The sequence below is a fragment of the Rhizobium sp. CB2179 genome (assembly GCF_057653455.1).
In genome coordinates this window covers 2,804,578-2,827,078 of sequence record NZ_CM172781.1, presented here as the reverse complement: position 1 = coordinate 2,827,078, position 22,501 = coordinate 2,804,578, and the positions used below count along the sequence as shown (strand labels likewise).

Below are 22,501 nucleotides of genomic sequence, written 5' to 3'. Positions count from 1 at the left end.
AGGAGAGAAGAACCCGATCCCGCCAAGTAGAAGCAGAGCGGATGGAGTTAATTCATCAACTCTAAGGAGGTGGTTTAGAGCTAAATTCGAGAGGTGAATGTATATTTACAATTGAGTAATTTAGGTGTTAATTATAGATGCTGCTGGGGACTTCGTACTAAGGCCTCCTGCTAGGGCGCGCCAAATATATGCATTTCTGAATACCAGTGACTTCGAGCCTTTGGTTTCCGAAGACTGTATTCGACGTGCCTTCTGAAGACTTGCGCTTGCCGTAGAGCGGTCGCTGGTACACGCCGTATCGTTCACATTGTTCAGAGCCCTGCTGCGCCACCCAAAGGCGGCGAGCGGGCGTAGAGGGAGTCGTGCGATGTCAGCATGGGAAGATCTTGTAACAAATTATAAGGCTTATGCGGATGCTCCTGTTCCGGCAAAGACCGGATCGCTGGCGCAGTGGATACTCGAGTCGGGGCGCGGCACGAGTGTTCTTGCCAAAGAGCATTTGAATTTCGGTGGCCTCAAATTCCGCCAGCGTATGGTCGGATTTGCCGAGCCCGTCGACTATCGAGGCAGCGACGGTGAAATGACGACCTATTGCAAGTTTTCGTCAGTCGGCGAATTCATCAAGGGGTATTGGCATTTCGTGGATTCAGGCCCCTACACCGATTGGCGTAACAATTGCGGGTCTCCAGGAGCGTACGTTCGCTACCTTGCCTCGTCGGGATATGCTGCTGACCCTAGCTACGTGACAAAGGTCACCGCGCTGTTTGGCCAGGCAGCCGACCTTATTCACGTTGACGGCGTGGTCCGGCCGATCGAAGCTGGAAACTCGAATGACATCGAGCCGAGCGCACCCGCTTGGCATGAACTTAGGGCGAAATATCTCAACGTGCGCTCTTCGCCGGTGCTCGGGATTGTCTTGCACGATACGGCAGGCTCCGGCAGTCACAATGACACGATCTATCTCTCGAACCCGCAAGACGGTCGTAAAGTCAGCGTGGATTTCACTGTCGAGCGCGACGGGTCCATTTGGAAACTTAACCCTGACCTCCGGGCGCACTATTGCAATCACGCTGGCCGAAGCACTGCTTGGCGGGGTTTCCGAAATGCCCAGGTCAACTCGATAACGGTGGGTATCGAAATCGTGCAGAAGTCCGACTTGAGCCTCAGTCCGGTATACACCGATGCGCAGGTGACATCGGTTGCGCGTCTGTGTGCTTGGTTAGCTCACGAGTTCGACCTCGGGGCTTCCGATATCACAACACATCGCCAGGTTATCACCGACGGATCCCGATCGGATCCGCGCAAGTTTCCCTTCGACACTCCGAACGGCTTCTGGGCAAAATACTGGGAATGCTTCGGCAGGCGATCTCAGTTTGTCGCTTCGCTGGGGCATGGCGAGGATGACGCTGAGGGCGAGCTTCTGACGAATGCTGCCTGAGCGGCAGTCCAGAAATAGACAGGGCAGGGCACCTGCCTTGTCTAACCTTGGGATGGGAGGCGGGCGATGGTCCGAGGGCGTTTTGTTGCCGCACTGTGTGTGTCCTTGGCGCTCCCTTACGCATCGAGCGCAGCTGAAGTTCTCGCTCCGGCCGAATTGCTGAAGACGAAGACCTCTTCCGCGACCGAGGCCGGCGAAGCGACCAAAGTCAGCGGCTCTGCATGTACTCCCGATGAAAAGACTTGCGTGCTGGTGGGCGACGAATATCGCTACGCCCTGACGTTCAAGATCGAGAAAGGCGTGCTCGTTCTGGGAACTCGAGTATTTCTTCTACCCAAGCGCGGACCTGACGACGTGAAATTCAAGGAGGCTGACGTCGAGGGTATCTCGTATGCTGACGGCTATTTCTATTTCGTTGGTTCTCACGGACGGAGCCGAGCGGGTGAGAAGCAGTTATCACGATATTTCGTCTACCGCGTGCCTGCGGATGCTCTAGCCGGCGTCGCGGACGTCGGTACCGAAGACAAAGTTGCGGCCTCGATCGAGCGAAGCAGTGTCCTCGAGGAGCTTTTAGATGAAGACAGTAGGTTTGAAGCCGCCAACAAGTTGTCGCCCGAGGAGGGCGGAACAAATATCGAGGGCCTCGCGGTAGTGGCCGGGAAGGTCTACGTGGGCTTTCGGGGTCCGTTGACCGACGATAGCCGCGCTCTGATTGGCGAGACATCGGTTGATCGGTTATTCGGCAGCGCGTCGGGTACGCTCGAACCTCACCAGCTGAAGCTGGAAGGCGAGCAAGTAATCAGAGACCTCGCTGTCAAAAGCGGTGAGATATTCATCCTTTCCGGCCCGCAAGATCGCAAGGGCGGCCGCGCTCTCGTATACAGTTGGAGTCCGGGCCACGATCCTGTGAAACAGGTCGAGCTTGGGCCGCCCGGGTCCGCAGACCGCCAGCCTGAGACGCTGATGGTCATGTCTCCGACCAATGACGCATTCCGCGGTCTGGTCTTCGATGACGGAGATGTGCCGCTGCCCCCGCGCATTTTCGACATCCCGGTCATTCACTGAACCCGACATCAATATCGGGTCACTGCCGGATCGCTTGTGATTAGGCATGGAATAAGGACCCCGCATTTGGGGTGATCGGCGTCCAAACGGGACCCCCATCTGCGATGGGGTTACAACAGCCTCCGGTTTCATCGGAGGCTTTTTATTTGGATGCTTGTTGTGGAGACAATTCTAAAGATACGTCGACTTTCCCGTGTGCAGGGCAAGTCGATCAAGGCGATCTGCCGGGAGCTTGGCATATCGCGGAAAGTGGTGCGGAAGGTTCTGCGCAGCGATGAGACGGAGTTCAAATATGAGCGGACCCGTCAACCTCAGCCGAAGCTCGGCCCCTGGCGCGATCAGCTCGATGGAATGCTGCTCGCCAATGAGGCCAAATCCTCTCGCGAACGGCTGACACTGATCCGGATATTCGAGGACTTGCGCGACCTCGGCTACGAGGGCGGTTACGACACAGTCCGGCGCTACGCCCGAACCTGGGCGAAGGAACGCGGCTCCGTAACGGCGGAAGCCTACGTGCCGCTCTATTATGCGCCGGGCGAGGCTTACCAGTTTGACTGGAGCCACGAGATCGTCGTGCTGAACGGCGTGACGACGACGGTAAAGGTGGCGCATGTCCGGCTCTGTCACAGCCGGATGATGTATGTGAGAGCCTATCCGCGCGAGACGCAGGAGATGGTCTTCGATGCCCATGACCGGGCATTCGCGTTCTTCGGCGGGGCCTGCACGCGCGGCATCTACGATAACATGAAGACCGCGGTGGAGACGGTCTTCGTCGGCAAGGAACGGCAGTACAATCGCCGCTTCCTGCAGATGTGCAGCCATTACCTGATCGAGCCGGTGGCCTGCACGCCGGCGTCGGGGTGGGAGAAGGGCCAGGTCGAGAACCAGGTCAATCTGGTGCGGGAACGCTTCTTCACGCCGCGGCTGCGCTTCAAATCCTACGATGAGCTGAATGGCTGGTTGCTGGACAAGTGCATCAGCTATGCCCGCGCCCATAAGCATGTCGATCAAACGGAGCGCACGATCTGGGAGGTGTTCGATGCGGAACGGCCGCACCTGGTCGGCTATCCCGGCAAGTTCGACGGCTTCCACGCAGTGCAGGCCTCGATCGGCAAGACCTGCCTCGTGCGTTTCGACAACAACAAATACTCGGTGCTGTCCACGGCAGTCGGCCGCCCGGCCGAGATACATGCCTATGCCGATCGCATCGTCATCCGGCAGGATGGCGTGGAGATCGGCCAACACGATCGCTGCTTCGGCCGTGGCGAGACGATCTATAATCCCTGGCATTACGTGCCGGTCCTGACCCGCAAACCGGGAGCGCTGCGCAACGGTGCGCCATTCCACGACTGGGTTTTGCCCGCCGCCATGGAGAAGGTGCGCCGCCGGCTGAAGGCCATGCATGACGGCGACCGGCAGATGGTGTCGATCCTCGAATGTGTGGGCCTGGACGGACTCCCCGCCGTCGAAGCGGCCTGCCAGGAGGCGCTCGATCAGGGCGTATTCTCGGCTGCCGTCATCATCAACATCCTGGCCCGCAAGCGTGATCCGCAGCCGGCCGCCATCCTTTCCATTCCCGACGCGCTTCGCCTGACCCACGAGCCTCTGGCCGATTGCGCCCGTTACGACAGCCTTAGGAGGGCAAGCTGATATGGAACGATCCCAAATCCTTAACATGATGGGCACGCTGAAGCTGTTCGGCATGCGCAGCGCCTATGACGAGATCATGGCCTCCGGCATCAAGCGGCAGCACGAACCGCCACGCATCGTCGGCGACCTACTTCAGTCGGAGATCGCCGAGAAGCAGGCGCGCTCCATCAAATACCAGATCACCGTCGCCAAGCTGCCGCTGGCCAAGGACATCGACGACTTCGACTTCACCGACACGCCGGTCAACGAAGGGCTCGTGCGCCAGCTTGCGACAGGAGCCTTCCTCGCCGAGCAGCACAATATCGTTCTGGTCGGCGGAACCGGCACGGGGAAGTCCCATTTGTCCATCGCGCTCGCACGCGCCCTAATCCGCAACGGCGCACGCGGCCGCTTCTTCAACGTCGTCGACCTCGTCAATCGGCTCGAGACGGAGGCACGTAGCGGAAAGCAGGGGCGGCTGGCCGACTTCATCACCAGGCTCGACTTCGTCATCATGGACGAACTCGGCTACCTCCCATTCGCTCAGGCCGGCGGCCAGCTCCTCTTCCATCTGATCAGCAGGCTCTACGAGCGGACCTCGATCATCGTCACGACGAACCTGGCGTTCGGCGAGTGGCCGGCCGTCTTCGGCGACGCCAAGATGACCGCCGCCCTCCTCGACAGGCTAACCCACCATTGCGAAATCGTTGAGACCGGGAATGAATCCTGGCGCTTCAAAAACCGCTCTCAAAGCTAAAGCCGAAAAGACAAACAACCCGCGCCCGCAGGCCCCTGCGCTAAATGGAGAGCTCCGGGCCTACGCGCGCTGACCCTATGCAACCAGAGGCAGGGGTCCCTTTTGGGAGCCGATAAGGGGTCCCGTTACGATGCCGATTGACAGGATCGCTCGCCAGTTTGCGGTCTAGCTGCCTCCTGAATTCGCGCTTTTGGACAGTGGACGCAACCGGCCGTTTGCTGGCGGCATCTTTGGCCATAGAGGAAACTGTTCCGCCCAGCACCCTCTGCAGCGTGGTTAGCAACGTTGTTCGATCGTTGTCGAAGTCGCCGTGTCGTCTTGCGTTACTGCCGTTGCCCGGTGCCAGATACCACTTCCGACTTTTGCCGTCGAACACGTCGGATATCGCCTCTTCGACGTCTTTGGCCAAACCCAACAGAGGTATTCCCGGGCGTATCGCCGGAATGTGTGGCGACTTTTCGAATGCGTTTGAGACTAGGTAAAGTAGGGACTTGTGGTAGATCTGCGCACAGTCGTCGTCCCGCTCGGTAGCGTCGTCCAAGGTGTAAAGGTCGAACTGTTCCACCGCGCCGCTCTTCAGCGCCGGGAGGTACGACGCTTCGAACAGCTCCATTGTGCACGCAGGAGCCCACAGGTTGAGGCTCTTGATTGGGACGTTTGCGGCGGCGAGCTTTTCTACAAGTGGCGCATGGAAGATCGATCCGGCGCTGTGTCCGACCAGATGGAGCTCGTCGAGCTTCTGTGCTTTGTGAAGGGTTATGAGGTGATCCGCGACAAGCCTTGCCGAACCCATCCGGTTCTTTGTGGCGAGCTGGGCGTTTTCTTTCATTTCGTCCCAGAGCGATCTGCCGCCGAGGCTTCGCGCGAGGACTTCAAGCGTGTCGTCAAGACGATCAAGCATGAAGTCCTTTGCCTGGTCGAGGAAGCCTTCGTCGCGGCGCTTGCCAACCGCATCCCGGAGGATGTTTTCGATTGTCGTCCACGCATCGGACCGCCATATGAATGAGAGTGGGTAGACTTCCGACTGGAGCAACGGCGCAAGGTTGCTCGAGACCGTCTGGATCGCGGCGTCCTGTCCGACGAGCCCCCCGTGGGCGTAAAGCAAGACCCGCTTCTTTTTCCACGCTGACATCGCGTTTGGCATTCTGTCGGTGACAAGCGTCTTGAGGCCTTGGGTGGTCAAGCCGTACGTCCCCTTGTCGTCAAGGACACCGTCGTTCTTCGACGTTATTATGTAGGGGCGAAGGTCGGCATAGATCTGGCTTTCATAGCTACGCGGAGCATCTGCCCGCATGTTGGCTGTCGCCAGTGCCGACGTAAGATCCACTGGCGCACCGAGGGATGCTACCCAAACATCCGATCCGTTCGCGAGCCAGTCAGCATAGGAAAGGTTAGCCAGGCCTCCAGAGCCCCATCCTTCACCCCAGCTGTTCTGTATCCAGAAGCCACGGCGATCGTATCCCACAATGGCGAATGCATGCCCGCCGATCTGGCCTGGTTGGAAGCCGATGTTTTCGTCTCCCTCTTTGACCGCCTGCCAGCCGGCATGAACCCGGGCTGTCGCATAGAGAATTCCGGTCTCGGTGATCGCCGCGTGCATCGCGACCAGATCCTTGTGGTTGACGCGAAAATACGCGCCCAACGGGCGGGCGAGAGCATCGGCAGACCGCTTGTCCTCCAGCGTCGGATCAGGGTCCCGCTCTTTCCACAGCGCGTAGGCACAAAGACCGTGTTTAAACCAGCCTTTCATCGCGCCCCGAGCGCTGGATCCATCGTATGCCTCTCCGGGCCATTCGTCGTAGCGCTTGGCCATGGTGTACAGCATCCACGCGCTGACTTCATCGGCGTCTGGGTCTTGTCCACGGGCCCGCAGGAGGAAGTTGGCGACGGTTGCAAGTCCGAACCCGGTGCAGGCTCCTTCGCGGCCCTGGTTCAGGACCGGGAGTTCCAAGCCACGGTACCTCGCCAGATCCGACTGGGCCAGAACCCGGACCAGTGTCGGGACGAAGATTGCGTCTCGGAAATCGATGGTGTCGGGCAAGGCATCGAAAACGCGTTGAGGCTGCTTTGGTTTCTTAGGTGCCATTCTCCCCCCTCCAGGGCCAACCATGCACCCCGCGGCGATTGGCATCAGCAGAAATCGCGGTCGATGCGCGGTTTCAACGTCACCCTCTGGACGGCATGATCACTCTACTTTACCTAAACGTGAATAATTTATCACAGCTAAACCACAAGTAAATCTACCCAATTAGGGTTAGTTCGGCGACTGGAGTGGCCGGCAATTTACAGCAAGCAGCAACTCGAAGCGGCTCCGCATTCGATAGGCGTGGATTGCCATACTGTCTAAAGCCCACAACCTCGGTCTCGCTTGCATAATTGTGGACCGATCGTTACATATCCGCCGACATTCATTCAAGAAAAGGAAAAAGCATGACGTCCGATAGAAATATGCCGCTGTCCGGAAGGGTCGCAATAGTGACCGGAGGTGCGCGCGGGATTGGCGCTGCCATCGTTGAGAGGCTAGCGCGCGATGGAGCCTCGGTTGCATTCACCTACGCCACCTCGGAGAAGGCGGCTACCGAGCTTGTGCATGCGGTCGCCGCCGCAGGCGGCAAGGCCTTGGCTATTCGATCAGACGCCGCGGACACCAACGCTGTCCGCGCAGCGGTGAGCCAGACGCGCGATGTGTTCGGCCGGTTGGACATCCTGGTCAATAACGCTGGCGTCCTCTACTGGTCGTCGTTCGATACCTTCTCTCTTGAGGATTTCGATCACACGTTGGCTGTCAACGTTCGATCAGTTTTCGTTGCATCACAGGCGGCTGCGGCCCACATGGGCGAGGGCGGTCGGATTATCAACATCGGGAGCTGCAATGCCGATAGAGTGCCGAGCGCGGGCGGCGGTGTCTACGCGATGAGCAAGTCGGCACTTGTCGGGCTCTCCGCAGGAATGGCCCGAGACCTCGGTCCTAAGGGGATCACCGTAAACAATGTCCAGCCGGGTCCTACGGATACCGACATGAACCCGGAAAAGGGAGCCCAAGCGTCGGGCTTGCACGATCTCATGGCTATCAGACGGCATGCCCGTCCCGAGGAAATCGCCGGGATGGTCGCATATCTTGCCGGACCTGAAGCCGGAATGGTGACAGGCGCGAACCTTCGTATTGACGGTGGCTTTGCCGCATAGCAGAGCAAAGGATTGCGCGCGGATCCGAGAGTCTGGCCCGCGCGCCCATCAATTAAACATCGATTGAAAGAGTTCGAAACCGGTGGTGGGTTTGGGAAAACTGGTCTTCGGCGTCCAGGACCGTTTGATCGCAGACTTCAAGCGGAAAATGCCGATCGCTGCTTACAAGCTGGATTTCCGCTGCCCGTATCGGATTCGTGCTGGATAGAAAGCACAGCCGATCGGTATCCACTCAGCACCTTGTCTGGTCGTTCGTCAGGGTCGTCGAATGAAGGCTGGGGACAGCAGATGGTCCGGCTGGGATCTCCAGACGATGAGGTGTGTTTCCTTCCCGTTAGAGCTCTCAGACACTCCGGAAGCAAAGCCACAATTAAGCGTGCCGGAATTTTCACAGACACCGGTCGCCGCGGTGCGATTGGTCACATCAGTGGCGATCCAAGAGCCGCTACCGCTCATCCTAGTCCATGACTGGGGATTGTGCTCCATGACTAGGGATTGTGCTTACGCGCAACGTTTAGAAGGATTAGCGGCAGGCTTAGAAAGAAGAGCAAAGCCTTCATGGAACGGAATGAAAATCCAGGACCATTGTAATTTGATTAATTAATCTTAAATTATATTTTAAGTTTAAAGGCAGCGCTCAACCTTTACTGGAGGCGGATGATCATGACTATATTAAAACTCTTCGAAGAGCCGCACCCCGTCGAGTCGGTCAAGCTTCATCAATGCTGAGGTTGAGAGCAAAAACCGGAAGCTGAAAAAGCTTCCGGCTTTTTCGTTGGGGGCAGATTTGAAAAAGACGAGAGCACAGCAGGCCGCGCAACATACTTCCCGGCGTGCGCAATCGTCGAGAAACTCTGGGCATTGGCTCGGAAGACTAACGAGGGAAACCTTCTTTGTAGTACTTGGTGCTATCGTTGGCGGGTTGGTCAGCCAATTCACATTGCCCGCCTTGGCTCCGTATGCCGAGCTCTACGCGTTCACGCTCCTCGACATCAACATCGCTAAGCCCAATTTCCTGGTCTTGGCCGACGAGGGGGAAATCAAGGCCAAAACATCGGAACCAGGTGACTTGCTGACCATCTCGCGTCAGTTTTGTGGGTGGTCGAAGTACTGTCTTCAGGTTCCCGTGAAGCCAAGCGACTTGCTGCCACCGGATCGTTGGGAAGTCGTTTCCGACACCAAGGAAATTATGGATTTGCTCGTCAGCGAACAGACAAATCAATTGAACGCCGCATTCGTGAACAAGCATTCGAAAGTCCCCGGGTTCTACAGGCTCGATAACATTTCGTCTGAAGGCTATATTGGGTTCGGGTATGGTTGCTACCAACGAGGGAACGATCCCGAGCCTTTGATAGGCCGCTACCCTGCGTACTGGGGCTCGCTTGACATGATGTTCAAAGAGTCAAAGTCGCCGAATTCGCCACATGATGAGGCCTTCCCCTTATTGGACGGAACATTCTACGGCAAATTTGGACTTTACATACAGAAGAAAACTCCGACACCGTCAGGTACCCCTGGTTCGTCTGGGCAAGTGGCTAGCGTCGGATGCAGCTTACAAGCTAAGTAGTCATCGTCTTCTTGTGATTTTATTCTGGTGTGAGCACTTGTCGACCATATAGGCATCGTAGCGCGTTAGCGCAGTACGGGCGCAGGGCAGCGAGTGGTGGCAAGTCCAGATCGATTTCATCTGCTAGCGCTCCAATCTCTGCAAGAGTCGGTGTCTCCGTCGTCCCGTCGGGTCCCGGCAAGCTATCGCCGCGCTTCAGAATCTCCACAGGTCGGGCGGCCTGTTGCGCCGTCTTGCGTGCCGTGAGCAAAGGTAAGGCGAGGTAGTTTGCTAGCCTTGGTCAATGCAGCAACTGAGCTAAATCGCATCATTTGCCTCCTAATTGATTAGAGACCATTTGGTCCATATCCGTTAAGGCTTGCCTCGGTCCCGTGGACCAAGTTGCAAAAGGGAGATTAGGATGGATGCGAATGTCACGGAGGCACGGTCAACGCGCGTGCCGATGCGGCCGACTTACCCAGCGCCGCGGTCAAGCCGCATTGTCGACATCGAAGGGCTGGAGCACGGACTGATCGAAGTCGATGATGAGGTGCGCCTGCATTATGTGGTCGCGGGCGAGGGGGAACCTGTCGTCCTGGTACCGGGTTGGCCGCAGAGTTGGTACGCGTGGCGTTTCGTCATACCGCGCCTTGCCGCGGCCGGACGACGGGTCTACGCGATCGATCCGCGTGGTTTTGGCGACAGCGACAAACCCGCCGAGGGATACGACCTCGAGACCGTTTCGCGTGACCTCCACAACTTTATCGACCGCCTCGGCCTTAACGCCGATGGTCCGGTCGATATCGTTGGTCACGACGTTGGGACGTGGATTGTCCATGCGCATGCCGCCAACTATCAATCGGACGTTCGCCGGCTGGTCGTGACCGACGCGACGATCCCCGGCGTCTCGCCGCCACCGCCGGCCGGTTATCCCGACAAGTTCCTGAATTCGCGGTCGTGGCATTTCGGCTTCAACCGCATTCTGGACCTTCCGGAAGCCCTTATCCACGGGCGCGAGCGCGAGTTCCTGCAATGGTTCTTCGGTGCGTTCAAATCGACCAGACTCTGGACGATCGACAATGACGCGTTCGAGGAATACCTGCGGGTGTTCGCAGCGCCTGGAGCAGTGCGGTCCGGGCTGAACTACTATCGTCAGGTATTCAGCGCGCAGGGGATTGCCGCCAGCGCCCAGCGGTGCAAGACGTCGCTCAAGATGCCTATCCTCTGCCTGGGCGGCTCTGACGCGGATGGCGATAACCTGCTTAAAACGATGAGCCAGTTCAGCAAGGACGTCAGGAGCATCGTTTTCGAAGGTGTGGGGCACCACCTTCCGGAGGAATGCCCCGAGGAAGTGAGCGATGCGATAATCAGGTTCTGGCAAGAGCGCTAGAAGCCAACCAAGCGCCGCCCTCAGGGGCGGCGTTTTTCGTTAGCTGTCAATGCAAAGTGCTGGGGCGTTTCACCTCAGAAATGGCCGATTCTCTCACTGATCGTCTCGGCCCGAACGCGTAATCTTCTTTCGTCGGCAGAAGGAGAAATCTGCCGCCATGGGAGAGAGATCAGTATCGGTTCCGCCAGAAGCGGACTTCGATCCACGTTGTGGGTCACCCTCCCAATCAGAATGCCCGGGGAACCGGGAAGTCCTGACGCGGAGAGCTGTAAGTGAATTCGCAAACACGATGGAAGCCAGACAAGAACGCCGACAGTCATCAACCGGGCGTGCGCGCTAAAGCCGCTCCGGTGATTTCTTTCGATGGCGTGACCAAGAGCTACGGCAGCGTCAAGGCTCTGCGGGGCGTGACGTTCGATGTCTACGCCGGAGAGGTTGTTGCGCTTCTCGGTCAGAACGGTGCCGGAAAATCGACGCTCATCAAGGTCCTGGCGGGGGTCACATCCGCTGATGGCGGAGACATCGCCGTGGAGGGTCTTCCCTGCGCATTTACCTCGACCGCCGCGTCGCGCGCTGCAGGTGTCGCCGTGGTTTACCAGGAACTCAGCCTGGTTCCGTCGATGACGATCGGAGACAACCTTCTTCTCGCCCGTGAGCCATCTGTCTTCGGCTTCGTAAAGCGAGGCGAGGTGACGAGGCGCGTCCAGAAGTTTCTGGACGATCATGGATTTCCGCTGCGCGCCAGTGACAAAGTCGAATCCCTGCCGTTCGCATACCGACAGCTGGCAGAGATTGCTAAGGCTCTGATCGGCGACGTGCGCGTCCTCGTCCTCGACGAACCGACATCGGCGCTTTCCGCCGACGAGGAGGAAATCCTCTTCAAGGCCATATCCGAGATTACCAAGCGTGGCGTCGGGGTCATCTACGTCACCCATCGCCTGAATGAAGTGTTCCGGCTTTCCAACAAGATTGTCGTTCTCAGAGACGGCGCGAGCGTTGGAACCTTCGAAACGAGCGGCGTGGATATGTCCAAGCTAGTGAGTGAAATAGTAGGGGCGGAGACGAAGGGGCGGTCGGGCCGCGTTGAGCGGAGTGAGCTCCGTTCCCTTGGCGACGGCACTGCCATTCTGGACCTCAAGTCCGTGTGCACTTCGCGTCTTCGTGATGCAAGCCTGTCGGTCCGACGCGGCGAGATTCTCGGCCTTGCGGGGATGGTCGGCAGCGGACGCACCGAGGTTCTCGAAACCATCGCGGGCTTTCATCGCATCAATTCAGGGTCGATAGAAATCGAAGGTTCGCCTGTCAAAATCCGAGATGCCGCTGACGCGATCAACCGGGGTATAGGCCTCGTGCCGGAAGACCGCCACGTCGAAGGACTGATCTTGGATCATACCATCGAGCAGAACATCGTGATGCCGATGCTTAGGCGATTTGGCCGCTACGGCTTTTTCCGCAAGAGCGCGGCAGCCGAGTTCGCACGGGCTGCCATGGCGCACCTCTCAGTGAAAGCCCAGTCCCATAAGACGGTCGTCGGATCGCTCTCGGGTGGCAACCAGCAGAAAGTTGTCTTCGGACGATGGACGACGCCGCAGCCAAAAATCCTGCTTCTCGACGAGCCGACGGTTGGCGTGGATGTCGGCGCGCGCGAGCAGATCTATCAGGTGATCCGTTCCATGGCCGACAACGGTTCGGCGGTGGTGGTTGTCTCATCCGATTTCGCCGAACTGCTTTTGATCAGTGACCGCATTTCGATCGTCACCGAGGGATGTCCGGCCGAGCCTTTGGCCGTGAGCGGCATCAAGGACGAAAGTCATCTCCACTATCTCGTACAGGAGTCGCTGAAGTGAGCAAGGAACTGGCAGCAGCATCCGGGCTGGATGCGCAATACAAACCCAGCTGGGACGAGCTGGCCATCCAGTGGAAGGACAAGATCGTCAGGAGCGGTGCGATGCTCTACATCGCGTTCGCCATCCTGATCATTTTCTTTGGCTTGATGTCTCCGGTCTTCTTCAGCACCGGAAACCTTGCAAACGTCCTGAGACAGACGGCGCTGGTGTCCATCATGGCGGTGGGCATGACATTCGTTATCGTCTCCGGAGAGTTCGACCTCTCGGTGGGCTCGAACCTCGCGCTGTCCGGTGTGACTGCGGCGATGGTTATCGGCGCGACGGGCGTCTGGTATGTCGGTGCTCTAGCCGGGATTTCGGCCGGAGCGGGGATCGGTCTTGTCAACGGCATCCTGACGACGAAACTCCGTATTCCTTCGTTTCTGATCACGTTGGGCTCGCTCAGTATCGCGAGGGGTATCGCGATGGTCTGGACAGAAACCCACGCGGTGCTGATCGATGACGACGCCTTCTTTGCCGTATTCGGCGACGGGCATGTACTTGGCCTTTCAGCTTCCATCGCCTGGACTATCGGAGTTGTCCTGCTGGGTGGCGTGGTTCTCCATCTCAGCGTCTTTGGCCGCAAGGTCTTTGCAACCGGAGGCAATCCGCAGGCGGCCCGCTACTCGGGAATCCGCGTTGACCGCATCAAGATTGCCAGCCTCGTCATCGTCGGCGCGCTCGCCGGACTTGCTGGCCTTGTCCTGGCCGCCCGTTCCCATGCCGCTCGGCCTGACGTCGCCGCCGGACTCGAGCTCGATGTCATCACCGCCGTCATTCTCGGCGGGGCCGCGCTGTCCGGCGGTCGCGGGACGATGCAAGGCGCGATCATCGGCAGTCTCATCATCGGAATTCTGAACAACGGTTTGGTGCTGATCGGCATCGACCCCTCGGTTCAGCTGGCGCTCAAGGGTCTGATCATCTGGGTCTCCGTGACGCTCAGCAGACGCTGAGGGAATCCATCGCAAGCAAAAGGAGGAGAACGCATGCGAAATGAACGTGGAACTACGGGAATTCTCAACCGCTACCGGGGGCTCTTGATCGCTTCGGCGCTCATCGCGTCGGTGGTCCCCGCCATCGCCGCCGGGCAGGGTTGCGAGATCGCTTCGAAGCTCGATCCGGCATCTCTCAACCCGACCGGTGTCGTCGGCCAGGGACCGGGAGAACCCGCAAGCATCGACAGCGTCAAGCTCACAGAGGAGCAGGCAAAACAGGCCAAGGAAAAGAAGTTTCGTGTCGCTCTCGTGATGCCCGGAATGGATATCGATTGGTCCAAGCTGCAGGAGCGGGGCATCCGCGACACGCTTGCAAAGTATGGAGCGGAAGTCGTCGCGGTCGCTGATCCGAACTGGCAAATCGACAAGCAGAACAATCAGATCGGTGATCTTATTCAATTGAAACCTGATGCGATCATCGCGGATCCGCTTGATACCACGGCCCAATCCGAGGCTTACAAGAGCATTGGCGCGGCGGGGATCAAGCTGATCCTGATGCAGCAGGTGCCGAACGGCCTCAAGTACCCTACGGACTTCCAGGCGATGGTTTCGCCGGACAACCCGGGCAACGGCCAAGTCGCAGCCCGCATGATCAATCCTTTCATTCCCAAGGAAGGGGTGCTCGGGATCATCAATTACGGCATCGACTCTTTCGTCACCAACGAACGCACCCGCGGCGTGAAGGAATGGTTCGCCGCGAACCGCCCCGACGCCAGGATCAAGCAGGCCGACTTCCTTGATCCAAGCAAGGCTGGCGACGTCGCAGCGAACTTCCTGACGGCAAACCCCGACGTCAACGGCCTGTTCGTGGTCTTCGACGCCCCGGCTATGCAGGTGGCGGCCGCACTTCGTGCGCAGGCACTGGACGTGCCGATCGCCACCGTCGACCTCGGAAACGCCGTGGCAATGGAAATCTCGAAGTGCGGTCTGGTCAAAGGTGTTGCGGGGCAACGTCCTTATCACCAAGGCGTCACCGAGGCGGAGGCAGCGCTTCAGGTGCTTCTCGGCAACGAAGTCCCGGCCTGGGTCGTCGTACCGTCGACGCCTGTGCTGCCGCAGAACCTCGACGAGGCATACCGTGATGTCTGGCAGGCGGAGCCGCCAAAGGAGCTGACGAACTCCTGCCAGAAAAACAAGACCTGCATGTAACGCGATGAAGCGGCTCCAGGCGAACGCAACGGCCGTAGTGACGTCCAACCTCGGCGCACATCTCTGCCCGCATTGCTCCGATGCCTGGAGCCGCCTCGTGGCCGCGAGACGTTATGCAAGCGCGGCCTTGATGAAGCTTTCGGGGCGAGTGAATGGAGCGTTTGCCGAACAGGCAATGAATGATTTCCGGGAAACCGCCGGGCTAGCGTTTCGGGCGATTGAACATGCTCGTGTGACTGGGCGGAACGGCCCGGACGTCGAGGGTTTCGTCAGGCGGTCAACTGCGCTCAGGGCAGTCATCGGTGAACAACCCGGCGACCAGACCCACAATGATGCGATCGCTTCGCTCGCAGAAATGGAGGCATTGATCTCCGCTGCGGCCGACGAGCTGACAAGTCTGGCGGCGCTGCGGGAAGGGAACCCGAGCACGTGGCGGCTGCCGATCAAGTGTGAAGAAGTAGATGCGAAAGGATGAGAAATGACCCTATCGAAGCCCAAGTTCCGCGCTACCGGATTCTTCCGGCTCGAGCGCCTCGGACCGGATGCCTGGACGTTCGTTGACCCCGATGGCAACGCCTTCGTCTCCATCGGTCTCAATCACGGTGAGGAGACCAACCTCAAATATCCACACAACATCGATATCTGGAGGCGCAAGTACGGTTCGCGCGAAAAGTGGATGCGCGAGGGTTTCCTGGCAGACATCAAGTCCTGGGGCTTCAACACCGTCGGGTGGACCCAGGAATTCATCAGTGGTGATATCGACGAAGAGCAGGATTGGTTCGGCGAGCCGTTCGACATCGGTCATTCACCGGGTTGGACCTCTGCGGAGCTCAAGGCATCCGGAATGCCCTACGTCGTTCCGATCCGCGTCGCTCCGATCGAGGACTGGAACGGCAATCCCGCTTTTCCGGACGTATTCTCCAAGGACTTCGATGTCCATTGCCAATTCCTCGCACGTAGCATCTGCTACGACCACGCTGATAGCAAGAACCTGCTCGGTTACTTTTTCGTCGACATCGCCTCGTGGGTCCCTCACCAGACAGGACGCTTCTTCCCGGGCTTCGAAGGGCTCAAGGGCGATGCCTACGACAAGAAGCTATTCGAAGTCGCCACGAAGTACTACGAGACGATCACCCGTCACATCAAGGCGATCGATCCCAACCACCTGATCCTCGGCGACCGCTATAACGGAAACAAGCTCATTCCGACGCCCGTCCTAGAGGCGTTCAAGCCGTACGTCGACGTCCTTTCGATCCAGTATTTCGGCGGCCCCACTGAGGCTGACAGGAAGAAGATGATCCACGACCTCGCGGGTTGGCAGAAGATCGCCGACAAGCCTGTGATAAACGCCGACATGGGTACTTGGACCGCCACCAAGCTCAATCCGAACCGGGCATCGAAACTCGACTCCCAGGCGGCGAGAGGTGCCGACTACGTTGCGTCGATCGGGGCGCAGTTCAGCCAGCCGTGGTTCATCGGTTGGCATTGGTGCGCCTATGTCGAAAACCTGGCTCGGGGCTGGGGTCTCAAAGATCCATGGGACGAGCCATATCGTGACATGGTCGATCCGGTGACGGAGTTCAACAAGGCGGCCGCGGAAGAATGGCAAACTCGGGTCGCGTCGCTCTACGAAAACGCCTGATCCGTCCGGGGCCGCGAACTGCGGCCCCCACTGTCGTAAACTTTCAGAGGTTCCAATGACGACTGAAACCAAATTTTCGGTGGCCCTGTTCGGTGCGGGCCGCATCGGCCACGTGCATGCTAAAAACATAGCCGATCATCCGCTCACACAGCTGAAGTACGTGATCGATCCAAACAGCACTGCCGCGCAGGAGCTAGCTCGTTCTTACGGGGCGCAGGTCGTTGCCGAGGACAAAGCCCTCGAGGATGCAAGCGTCGATGCGATTGTCGTCGCTTCCGCAACCCCCACCCACGCAGACCTGCTCGAACGCGGTCTTCTGGCGAACAAAGCCGTCTTCTGCGAGAAGCCGATCGACCTGTCCATCTCGAGGGTGAACGATTGCCTGTCCGCCGTTCAGGGCGCGAGCGCACCTCTATTTCTCGGGTTCAACCGCCGCTTCGATCCTGCCGTCGCTGAGATGAAGCGGCGCATCACTGCCGGCGAAATCGGCGATCTGGAGCTCGTCACGGTCGTATCGAAAGATCCTGGCGCTCTACCGATCGAATATCTCAAGGTGTCCGGCGGGATGTTCCGTGACATGACGATCCATGATTTCGACATGGCGCGCTTCATCCTCGGAGAGGAGATCGTCAGCGTGACCGCCATGGCGAGCACCCTGACCGACGAATCCATCATGAAGATCGGTGATATCGATACCGCTGTGGTGACCATGCAGACTGCCACGGGCCGCATAGCGGTCATCACCAACAGCAGGCGGGCAAGCTTCGGCTACGACCAACGCGTCGAAGCCCACGGGTCGGCCGGAACGTTGAGGACCGAGAACGTTGCGATTTCCAACCTTGTGCAGGAAACGGAAGCTGGCGTCCGCCGCGAGAAGCCTCAGTTCTTCTTCCTGGAACGCTATCAGCAATCCTACCGGAACGAGTGGGATCACTTCGTCTGGGTATTGGCTGGACAGGAGAACCCGTCGCCTACAGGGGAGGACGGAAGGCGAGCCCTTTTGCTGGCAGAGGCGGCTTACGCCTCATGGAAGTCTGGAAGGGTGTCGTATGTCGATTACGAACTGGAGGTCGCTCAGTGAAGATCGGAATGGTCTCAGACTCTCTGTCTCACCTCGCCCTGAAAGAGCTGCTGCTTACGAGCCGCGAACTCGGGGTTTCAGGTATCGAATTCAATACAGGCAACTGGTCGGCCGGAAAGCACTTTGACCTCGCAACCTTTTCGGCGGATCAACAAGCCGCTCGTGATTTCCGAACGATGGTCGAAGACCACGGATTATCCGTCATCGCTCTCAATGCAAACGGAAACCAGCTTCATCCGACCGACGGAGCACGCCAGGACAAGGTGGTTCGCGATACCATCAGGGCCGCGGGTCACATGGGCGTGGACAAAGTCTGCCTTATGTCAGGATTGCCGGGGGCGGGGCCCGACGAACAGTTTCCCAACTGGATCGTGTCGTCATGGCCACCGGAGACACAAACCATTTTGGCATGGCAGTGGGCTGAGAAGCTGATCCCCTATTGGACCTCGTTGGCGCGGTTCGCACGTGATCACGGCGTGGAAAAGCTATGCGTCGAACTCCACGGCAACCAACTTGTCTTCAACGTTCCAACGCTGCTGGCGCTCCGGGAAGCGGTCGGCCCGGTGGTCGGTGCGAACCTGGATCCGAGCCATTTGATGTGGATGGGGGCCGACCCACTTGCCGCGATGGAGGCACTCGGTTCGGCGGTCTATCATGTCCATGCCAAGGATACCTGGATCAACGGGAGAGCCGCTGCCACGCGCAGCCGCCTCGAGAACGGACCGCTGGACAAGGTGAGCGACCGGGCCTGGAGCTACATCACGCTCGGTTTCGGCAAAAGCCAGGAATGGTGGAAGGAATTCGTCTACCGCTTGAGGCTTCTCGGCTACGACGGCTGGCTCTCGATTGAGCACGAAGACGTTGCGTTCTCGCGGCGGGAAGGTGTTGAACGGTCTGTCGCCGTGCTCAACCAAGCCGTTCCCTTCGAGCGTCCCGACTTCGCTCCGCAGGCTATCTGAAAGCGCGTGAATCGATGATGTTGTCCGGCCGTGCATGCCTCAGCGCAGGCGACGCTTATGAAGCTCTTCAAGGTAGGCGATAATCTCGGGCTTCGCTTTCTGGGCCTCCAACGACTTCCAGTCCCTGAACAGTTCGGCACTCACGCCGAGGACCGAGTTCGGGATCGCGCCGGCCTGAGTGATCCGCTGGAGCGCACTGATGTGTGCGATCTGGGATTGCCCGCCGACCATATCCGCCACAAACGTGACCTCGTAGCCACCGACGCTGCTGAGCACGATGGGAATGTCCAATCCTTTCGCGATTTTGATCATATAGAGCGTGTTCGATTCTCCACGCTTGTTTCCGAGCGGATTGCCGCGAACATTTCGGGCTGATAATCGATGATCAGGAGCGCCACTTGGTCGTGGTTCCAGACCGCGTTCTGAGGGGATGGCTTCTGTGACTTTGGATCGGCTTTGGTCGATGAAGCCGCCGCAGCCAATTGCGGCAAGCCGCTAACGGCCACTCCGGCGGCCATCAACGTGAGTACATCGCGGCGAGCAATGTCGGACAGGGTCATTGGTGTTCTCCTGGTTGCGCGCGAGGGCGCACGGCTTCGCACCCGGGACTGGAAGGCCCGGCGGACAGTCATCATTTGATGGAGTTGGGTCTGCTTACCGCTTGATACCCGACAGCTGGCGATCGAAATCGCCTGCGTCGAAATAATCGCGCCACACGGTAATCTTGCCGTCTACGACGGTGATGGTGCCCATGACGGGCAGCGTAATGGTGCCGCCGTTCTGATGGCGGAAGATGTCGACACGTTCATTCAGGACGACATTGCCATCTGCAGCGATCGCCTTCACCTGCCAGTCCAGCGTGAACGCCGTACCGATACCGAACTCCTTGTGGAACTTCGCGACGGCGTCAGCGCCGATGATATTAGGGAGCGGGACGTTGTCGTAGACTACGTCGGTGGCCAGCATTGCCAAGGCCTCGTCGATGCGATTGGCATTCCAGTGGCCGAAGAACGTCTTGGCGATCTCAATCGGTGTAGCATCAGGCATTACGATCTCCATTTTTCTCGGCACTGGCTCTCCATCCCGAATAAGCGGAGAAGGGACGCTTGAGAAGCCGATGAAACTAGATATGTTCTATCGGGTTTTCCGATGGGGTCGCTATGAAAGACGTTTCGCTTGAGCGCCTACGGGCATTTGTCGCCGTAGCGGAGCAGGGAGGACTGTCAGCGGCCGGACGCTTCCTCGGCAAGGCGCAGTCGGCGGTTAGCGAGGCCGTCACAGCAACGGAGTCGCAACTTGGTTATGCGCTGTTCCGGAAGAACGGTAGGCGCACCGAGCTGACTGAACATGGGAGGGCATTGTTAGCGGATGCCAAGAGTGCTCTTGGTGCAGCCGATGCGTTCAAAGCCAAGGCGGCAAACTTTCAAGGCAACGTAGAGGCTGAGTTAGCATTCACGGTGGATGTCATGCTACCGACATCGAGACTGACAGCTGTCATCGATCGGTTCCGGCGGGAATTTCCGCATACCGCTCTCTCGGTATATTCGGAGTCGCTCGGATCGACGCTACAAAGCGTATGGGACAATCAGGCTTCCTTTGCTATCATTGGGACCTTGCCCGACGCGCCGGCCGAGTTCGTAACGACACCGCTTTGCGACATACCCATGTGTCTTGTCGTCGGGACCATTCATCCTCTCTCCACAGAAAGAGAGCCGATCACGCATTTGGCGTTAAGTCAGCACAACCAACTTATAATTTCGGACAAGACCTCACGATCGACTGGGCGATCCTTCGGGGTGTTTTCAGAGAAGGTTTGGCGGGTGGCTGACCTGGGATCAAAGCTGGAGTTTCTTCGCGCTGGCCTTGGGTGGGGTCTAATGCCAGTCCATTTGGTGGAGGAGGATTTGAAGACAGGACGCCTCGAGAGAAAGCGGACCGAGGTTGAGAATTTACCCAACGGCTGGAAACCAATTCCCCTGTCAATCACTTTCAAGCGATCACGGCCGCCGGGGCCGGGTGGGAGGTGGATGATCGAGAATCTCATAAGCGAATGGGCATCAGCTGTAGCTGGTTGACTAACCGGGAAACTCCTTCCCGTTCGGAGGACATAAAATACATTGACGGAATTGTGGAACGAGTGTTTCATAACCCTGTCCGCCGACGGTTGGTAGCGAGAGGAGTCGCTAGTCAATCAATCCACGGATGGCACCTAACTGCTGACCTGGGAGGAGAAACCATGAAGCAGCATTGGAAGGGTCCGACGGTAGTTGAAATTGCAGACTTCGCGTGCGTTGGAAAGGCGACTGTCGACCGTGTGCTTCATGGTCGCGACGGCGTCGCCCCTGCAACGCGAAAAAAAGTCCTGGAGGCGCTTGCTCAGCTGGAAAGCCGTGAACTGGAACCCAAAAGGACGCATATAGGAATCGTGTCTCAAGGCGGCGTCGCTTTCAATGGCATGCTCAAAGCCGCCCTTGAGATCTATCTCGACAAGCACGACGATGTTGTCGCGGAACTGGAACTGATGCAAGTGGCTGGCGACAGCCCGGTCACTATCGCTCAGGCGATCGAGCGGCAGGCTAGGTACGCCGACGGATTGCTTGTCGCCACTCGCGAGCACCCGATAGTTACGCGCGCCGTTCGCAACGTATCTGACAAGGGCGTTCCGGTTGTTTGTTTCACCACCGATCTGCCGAACTCAAGCCGCTGCGCTTACGTCGGAAACGATCAGTCCAGCGCAGGAGCGATCGCGGCAAACTTCATCGGAAGAATGTTACGAGGCAAGGAGGGCAACGTGCTTTGCGTCGGCAGCGCTCCATTCTGGTCACAGCAGCTGCGCGAGGCCGCGTTCCGAAAGGTACTAGCTGAGGAGTCGCCTCTTTTACGAATTGACAAGAAGTTCGATTCCCGTTGCGACTCCGTCTTCGTCCATCGATCTCTCAGCAACTATCTTGCACAGAATGCTCCCCCGCTTGCGATCTATAACGTATCTGGCGGCAACGCAGGGATCGCGAAGGCGCTAGTGGATTATGGCATTGAGGACGATGTGATTTTCATCGGACACGAAACCGAAACAGCTCCGGAACTCCTGACCGCCGGGGTGATAGACCTCGTCATCTCCCATGATTTCTACGAAGAGATCGCCGACGCGATCAACATCGTGGCGACGCGCATAGCCGGCGGTCAGTCACCGCGGGAAGTTTTCACGAGATCGATCATCTATAGCAAGCATTCGACGATTTTTTGAAGAAAGCCGACAGGCTAAGCGATATCGTAAGCACATCGACCACGGAATCCCTCGCAACAGTCGATCGAAACCGGAGCGGGATCGGACATGCGGTCCGTATTCCTAGATTCAGGGAATTCGAACAAGCGTTAACTCCTGGATTCTGCAGGAGAATCGATCGGGGAAAACGCTCAACTTCCCTAAGATCGAGACGATACGCCCTAAAATCTCGACACGATTTACTTCGAAATTCGAAATATCTCGACCTGCCAAAACCATTTGGCCTCGGAGGTACCGTTGTCGACCTTTGGATGCGCAAATCGCCAAATGGCGGACGTCCGATTCCGCCAGCTGAGCCTAACTTCCGAAGTCGAATTTCTAGCCAGTCGTCGGCTTTTTCAACTCGGGCAAATAAGCCCTCCTGATACCGAATACTTCGAAATTCGAATGACTTTTCGAGCGCGTGGCCCACTTCAGCGTCCGACCTTCATGGTGAAGGAAGATGCCTCGTCGGATCCGCGCTGCATGGAAAACCGCAAGCCGGCGGCTGAAAAA

The 22,501-nt window shown here is 58.2% G+C and carries 20 protein-coding genes; 16 read left to right on the top strand and 4 right to left on the bottom strand.

Going from position 1 to position 22,501, the window contains the following annotated elements; translation table 11 throughout:
- The first annotated feature begins 367 nt into the window (after positions 1–367).
- From AC244Q_RS14210 to istB, 4 genes are all read left to right on the top strand, one after another.
- The gene (locus AC244Q_RS14210) at positions 368–1,438 is read left to right on the top strand and encodes an N-acetylmuramoyl-L-alanine amidase (protein WP_128406390.1); all 1,071 of its coding nucleotides are present in this window, start codon (positions 368–370) and stop codon (positions 1,436–1,438) included.
- Between the two features lie 66 nt (positions 1,439–1,504).
- Positions 1,505–2,503 carry a DUF3616 domain-containing protein gene (locus tag AC244Q_RS14205; RefSeq protein ID WP_128406389.1) on the top strand — a complete coding sequence of 333 codons (999 nt, stop codon included), beginning with the start codon at positions 1,505–1,507 and terminating at the stop codon, positions 2,501–2,503.
- A 150-nt stretch (positions 2,504–2,653) separates the two neighbouring features.
- Positions 2,654–4,153, top strand: a complete 1,500-nt coding sequence (gene istA / locus AC244Q_RS14200; protein ID WP_113341084.1) for an IS21 family transposase — start codon at positions 2,654–2,656, stop codon at positions 4,151–4,153.
- Position 4,154: 1 nt separating this feature from the next.
- Positions 4,155–4,889, top strand: coding sequence for an IS21-like element helper ATPase IstB (istB, locus tag AC244Q_RS14195; protein WP_128408307.1), 735 nt, complete (start codon positions 4,155–4,157; stop codon positions 4,887–4,889).
- A 40-nt stretch (positions 4,890–4,929) separates the two neighbouring features.
- Here the strand turns inward: istB and AC244Q_RS14190 are convergent, their stop codons facing one another.
- A complete protein-coding gene (locus AC244Q_RS14190) occupies positions 4,930–6,975 on the bottom strand; it encodes a C1 family peptidase (RefSeq protein WP_128406174.1) in 2,046 nt (681 codons plus the stop codon).
- A 362-nt stretch (positions 6,976–7,337) separates the two neighbouring features.
- On the opposite strand from AC244Q_RS14190, the gene AC244Q_RS14185 reads away from it, so the two are divergent.
- The 10 genes from AC244Q_RS14185 (at position 7,338) to AC244Q_RS14140 (ending at position 18,723) form a co-directional block, all read left to right on the top strand.
- Positions 7,338–8,075, top strand: coding sequence for an SDR family oxidoreductase (locus tag AC244Q_RS14185; protein ID WP_206641057.1), 738 nt, complete (start codon positions 7,338–7,340; stop codon positions 8,073–8,075).
- Positions 8,076–8,862: 787 nt separating this feature from the next.
- Positions 8,863–9,642 (top strand): hypothetical protein, encoded by a 780-nt coding sequence (locus AC244Q_RS14180; protein ID WP_128406175.1) that lies wholly within the window; start codon positions 8,863–8,865, stop codon positions 9,640–9,642.
- 400 nt (positions 9,643–10,042) lie between these two features.
- Positions 10,043–11,011, top strand: a complete 969-nt coding sequence (locus tag AC244Q_RS14175) for an alpha/beta fold hydrolase (protein WP_281024070.1) — start codon at positions 10,043–10,045, stop codon at positions 11,009–11,011.
- A 272-nt stretch (positions 11,012–11,283) separates the two neighbouring features.
- The gene (locus tag AC244Q_RS14170) at positions 11,284–12,858 is read left to right on the top strand and encodes a sugar ABC transporter ATP-binding protein (RefSeq protein WP_206641058.1); all 1,575 of its coding nucleotides are present in this window, start codon (positions 11,284–11,286) and stop codon (positions 12,856–12,858) included.
- The gene (locus tag AC244Q_RS14165) at positions 12,855–13,850 is read left to right on the top strand and encodes an ABC transporter permease (RefSeq protein WP_206641059.1); all 996 of its coding nucleotides are present in this window, start codon (positions 12,855–12,857) and stop codon (positions 13,848–13,850) included. The genes AC244Q_RS14170 and AC244Q_RS14165 overlap by 4 nt, the downstream gene beginning before the upstream one ends.
- Before the next feature lie 33 nt (positions 13,851–13,883).
- The gene (locus AC244Q_RS14160; protein ID WP_128406176.1) at positions 13,884–15,041 is read left to right on the top strand and encodes a substrate-binding domain-containing protein; all 1,158 of its coding nucleotides are present in this window, start codon (positions 13,884–13,886) and stop codon (positions 15,039–15,041) included.
- 4 nt (positions 15,042–15,045) lie between these two features.
- Positions 15,046–15,516, top strand: a complete 471-nt coding sequence (locus tag AC244Q_RS14155; RefSeq protein ID WP_128406177.1) for a hypothetical protein — start codon at positions 15,046–15,048, stop codon at positions 15,514–15,516.
- 3 nt (positions 15,517–15,519) lie between these two features.
- Entirely contained in the window at positions 15,520–16,683 is a 1,164-nt protein-coding gene (locus tag AC244Q_RS14150; protein ID WP_128406178.1) for an agarase, read from the top strand.
- A gap of 55 nt (positions 16,684–16,738) precedes the next feature.
- Positions 16,739–17,764 carry an inositol 2-dehydrogenase gene (iolG, locus tag AC244Q_RS14145; protein ID WP_128406179.1) on the top strand — a complete coding sequence of 342 codons (1,026 nt, stop codon included), beginning with the start codon at positions 16,739–16,741 and terminating at the stop codon, positions 17,762–17,764.
- Positions 17,761–18,723, top strand: a complete 963-nt coding sequence (locus AC244Q_RS14140; protein WP_128406180.1) for a sugar phosphate isomerase/epimerase family protein — start codon at positions 17,761–17,763, stop codon at positions 18,721–18,723. The genes iolG and AC244Q_RS14140 overlap by 4 nt, the downstream gene beginning before the upstream one ends.
- A gap of 39 nt (positions 18,724–18,762) precedes the next feature.
- Here AC244Q_RS14140 and AC244Q_RS14135 read toward each other — a convergent pair whose 3' ends face one another.
- The 3 genes from AC244Q_RS14135 to AC244Q_RS14125 form a co-directional block, all read right to left on the bottom strand.
- Positions 18,763–19,035, bottom strand: coding sequence for a cysteine hydrolase family protein (locus tag AC244Q_RS14135; RefSeq protein ID WP_128406181.1), 273 nt, complete (start codon positions 19,033–19,035; stop codon positions 18,763–18,765).
- Positions 19,032–19,283 (bottom strand): hypothetical protein, encoded by a 252-nt coding sequence (locus tag AC244Q_RS14130; protein WP_128406182.1) that lies wholly within the window; start codon positions 19,281–19,283, stop codon positions 19,032–19,034. The genes AC244Q_RS14135 and AC244Q_RS14130 overlap by 4 nt, the downstream gene beginning before the upstream one ends.
- A 94-nt stretch (positions 19,284–19,377) precedes the next feature.
- Positions 19,378–19,770 (bottom strand): limonene-1,2-epoxide hydrolase family protein, encoded by a 393-nt coding sequence (locus AC244Q_RS14125; protein ID WP_128406183.1) that lies wholly within the window; start codon positions 19,768–19,770, stop codon positions 19,378–19,380.
- Between the two features lie 113 nt (positions 19,771–19,883).
- On the opposite strand from AC244Q_RS14125, the gene AC244Q_RS14120 reads away from it, so the two are divergent.
- Both AC244Q_RS14120 and AC244Q_RS14115 read left to right on the top strand, forming a co-directional pair.
- Entirely contained in the window at positions 19,884–20,798 is a 915-nt protein-coding gene (locus tag AC244Q_RS14120; protein WP_128406184.1) for a LysR family transcriptional regulator, read from the top strand.
- A 161-nt stretch (positions 20,799–20,959) separates the two neighbouring features.
- Positions 20,960–21,967 (top strand): LacI family DNA-binding transcriptional regulator, encoded by a 1,008-nt coding sequence (locus tag AC244Q_RS14115; RefSeq protein ID WP_164902290.1) that lies wholly within the window; start codon positions 20,960–20,962, stop codon positions 21,965–21,967.
- The last annotated feature ends 534 nt before the right edge of the window (positions 21,968–22,501 follow it).

Bases quoted from the DNA above. Each gene is read 5' to 3' on its own strand.
- AC244Q_RS14210 (WP_128406390.1), top strand. From the start codon at position 368: ATGTCAGCATGGGAAGATCTTGTAACAAATTATAAGGCTTATGCGGAT.
- AC244Q_RS14205 (WP_128406389.1), top strand. From the start codon at position 1,505: ATGGTCCGAGGGCGTTTTGTTGCCGCACTGTGTGTGTCCTTGGCGCTC.
- istA (WP_113341084.1), top strand. From the start codon at position 2,654: ATGCTTGTTGTGGAGACAATTCTAAAGATACGTCGACTTTCCCGTGTG.
- istB (WP_128408307.1), top strand. From the start codon at position 4,155: ATGGAACGATCCCAAATCCTTAACATGATGGGCACGCTGAAGCTGTTC.
- AC244Q_RS14190 (WP_128406174.1), bottom strand. From the start codon at position 6,975: ATGGCACCTAAGAAACCAAAGCAGCCTCAACGCGTTTTCGATGCCTTG.
- AC244Q_RS14185 (WP_206641057.1), top strand. From the start codon at position 7,338: ATGCCGCTGTCCGGAAGGGTCGCAATAGTGACCGGAGGTGCGCGCGGG.
- AC244Q_RS14175 (WP_281024070.1), top strand. From the start codon at position 10,043: ATGGATGCGAATGTCACGGAGGCACGGTCAACGCGCGTGCCGATGCGG.
- AC244Q_RS14160 (WP_128406176.1), top strand. From the start codon at position 13,884: ATGCGAAATGAACGTGGAACTACGGGAATTCTCAACCGCTACCGGGGG.
- AC244Q_RS14155 (WP_128406177.1), top strand. From the start codon at position 15,046: ATGAAGCGGCTCCAGGCGAACGCAACGGCCGTAGTGACGTCCAACCTC.
- AC244Q_RS14150 (WP_128406178.1), top strand. From the start codon at position 15,520: ATGACCCTATCGAAGCCCAAGTTCCGCGCTACCGGATTCTTCCGGCTC.
- iolG (WP_128406179.1), top strand. From the start codon at position 16,739: ATGACGACTGAAACCAAATTTTCGGTGGCCCTGTTCGGTGCGGGCCGC.
- AC244Q_RS14135 (WP_128406181.1), bottom strand. From the start codon at position 19,035: ATGATCAAAATCGCGAAAGGATTGGACATTCCCATCGTGCTCAGCAGC.
- AC244Q_RS14130 (WP_128406182.1), bottom strand. From the start codon at position 19,283: ATGACCCTGTCCGACATTGCTCGCCGCGATGTACTCACGTTGATGGCC.
- AC244Q_RS14125 (WP_128406183.1), bottom strand. From the start codon at position 19,770: ATGCCTGATGCTACACCGATTGAGATCGCCAAGACGTTCTTCGGCCAC.
- AC244Q_RS14120 (WP_128406184.1), top strand. From the start codon at position 19,884: ATGAAAGACGTTTCGCTTGAGCGCCTACGGGCATTTGTCGCCGTAGCG.
- AC244Q_RS14115 (WP_164902290.1), top strand. From the start codon at position 20,960: ATGAAGCAGCATTGGAAGGGTCCGACGGTAGTTGAAATTGCAGACTTC.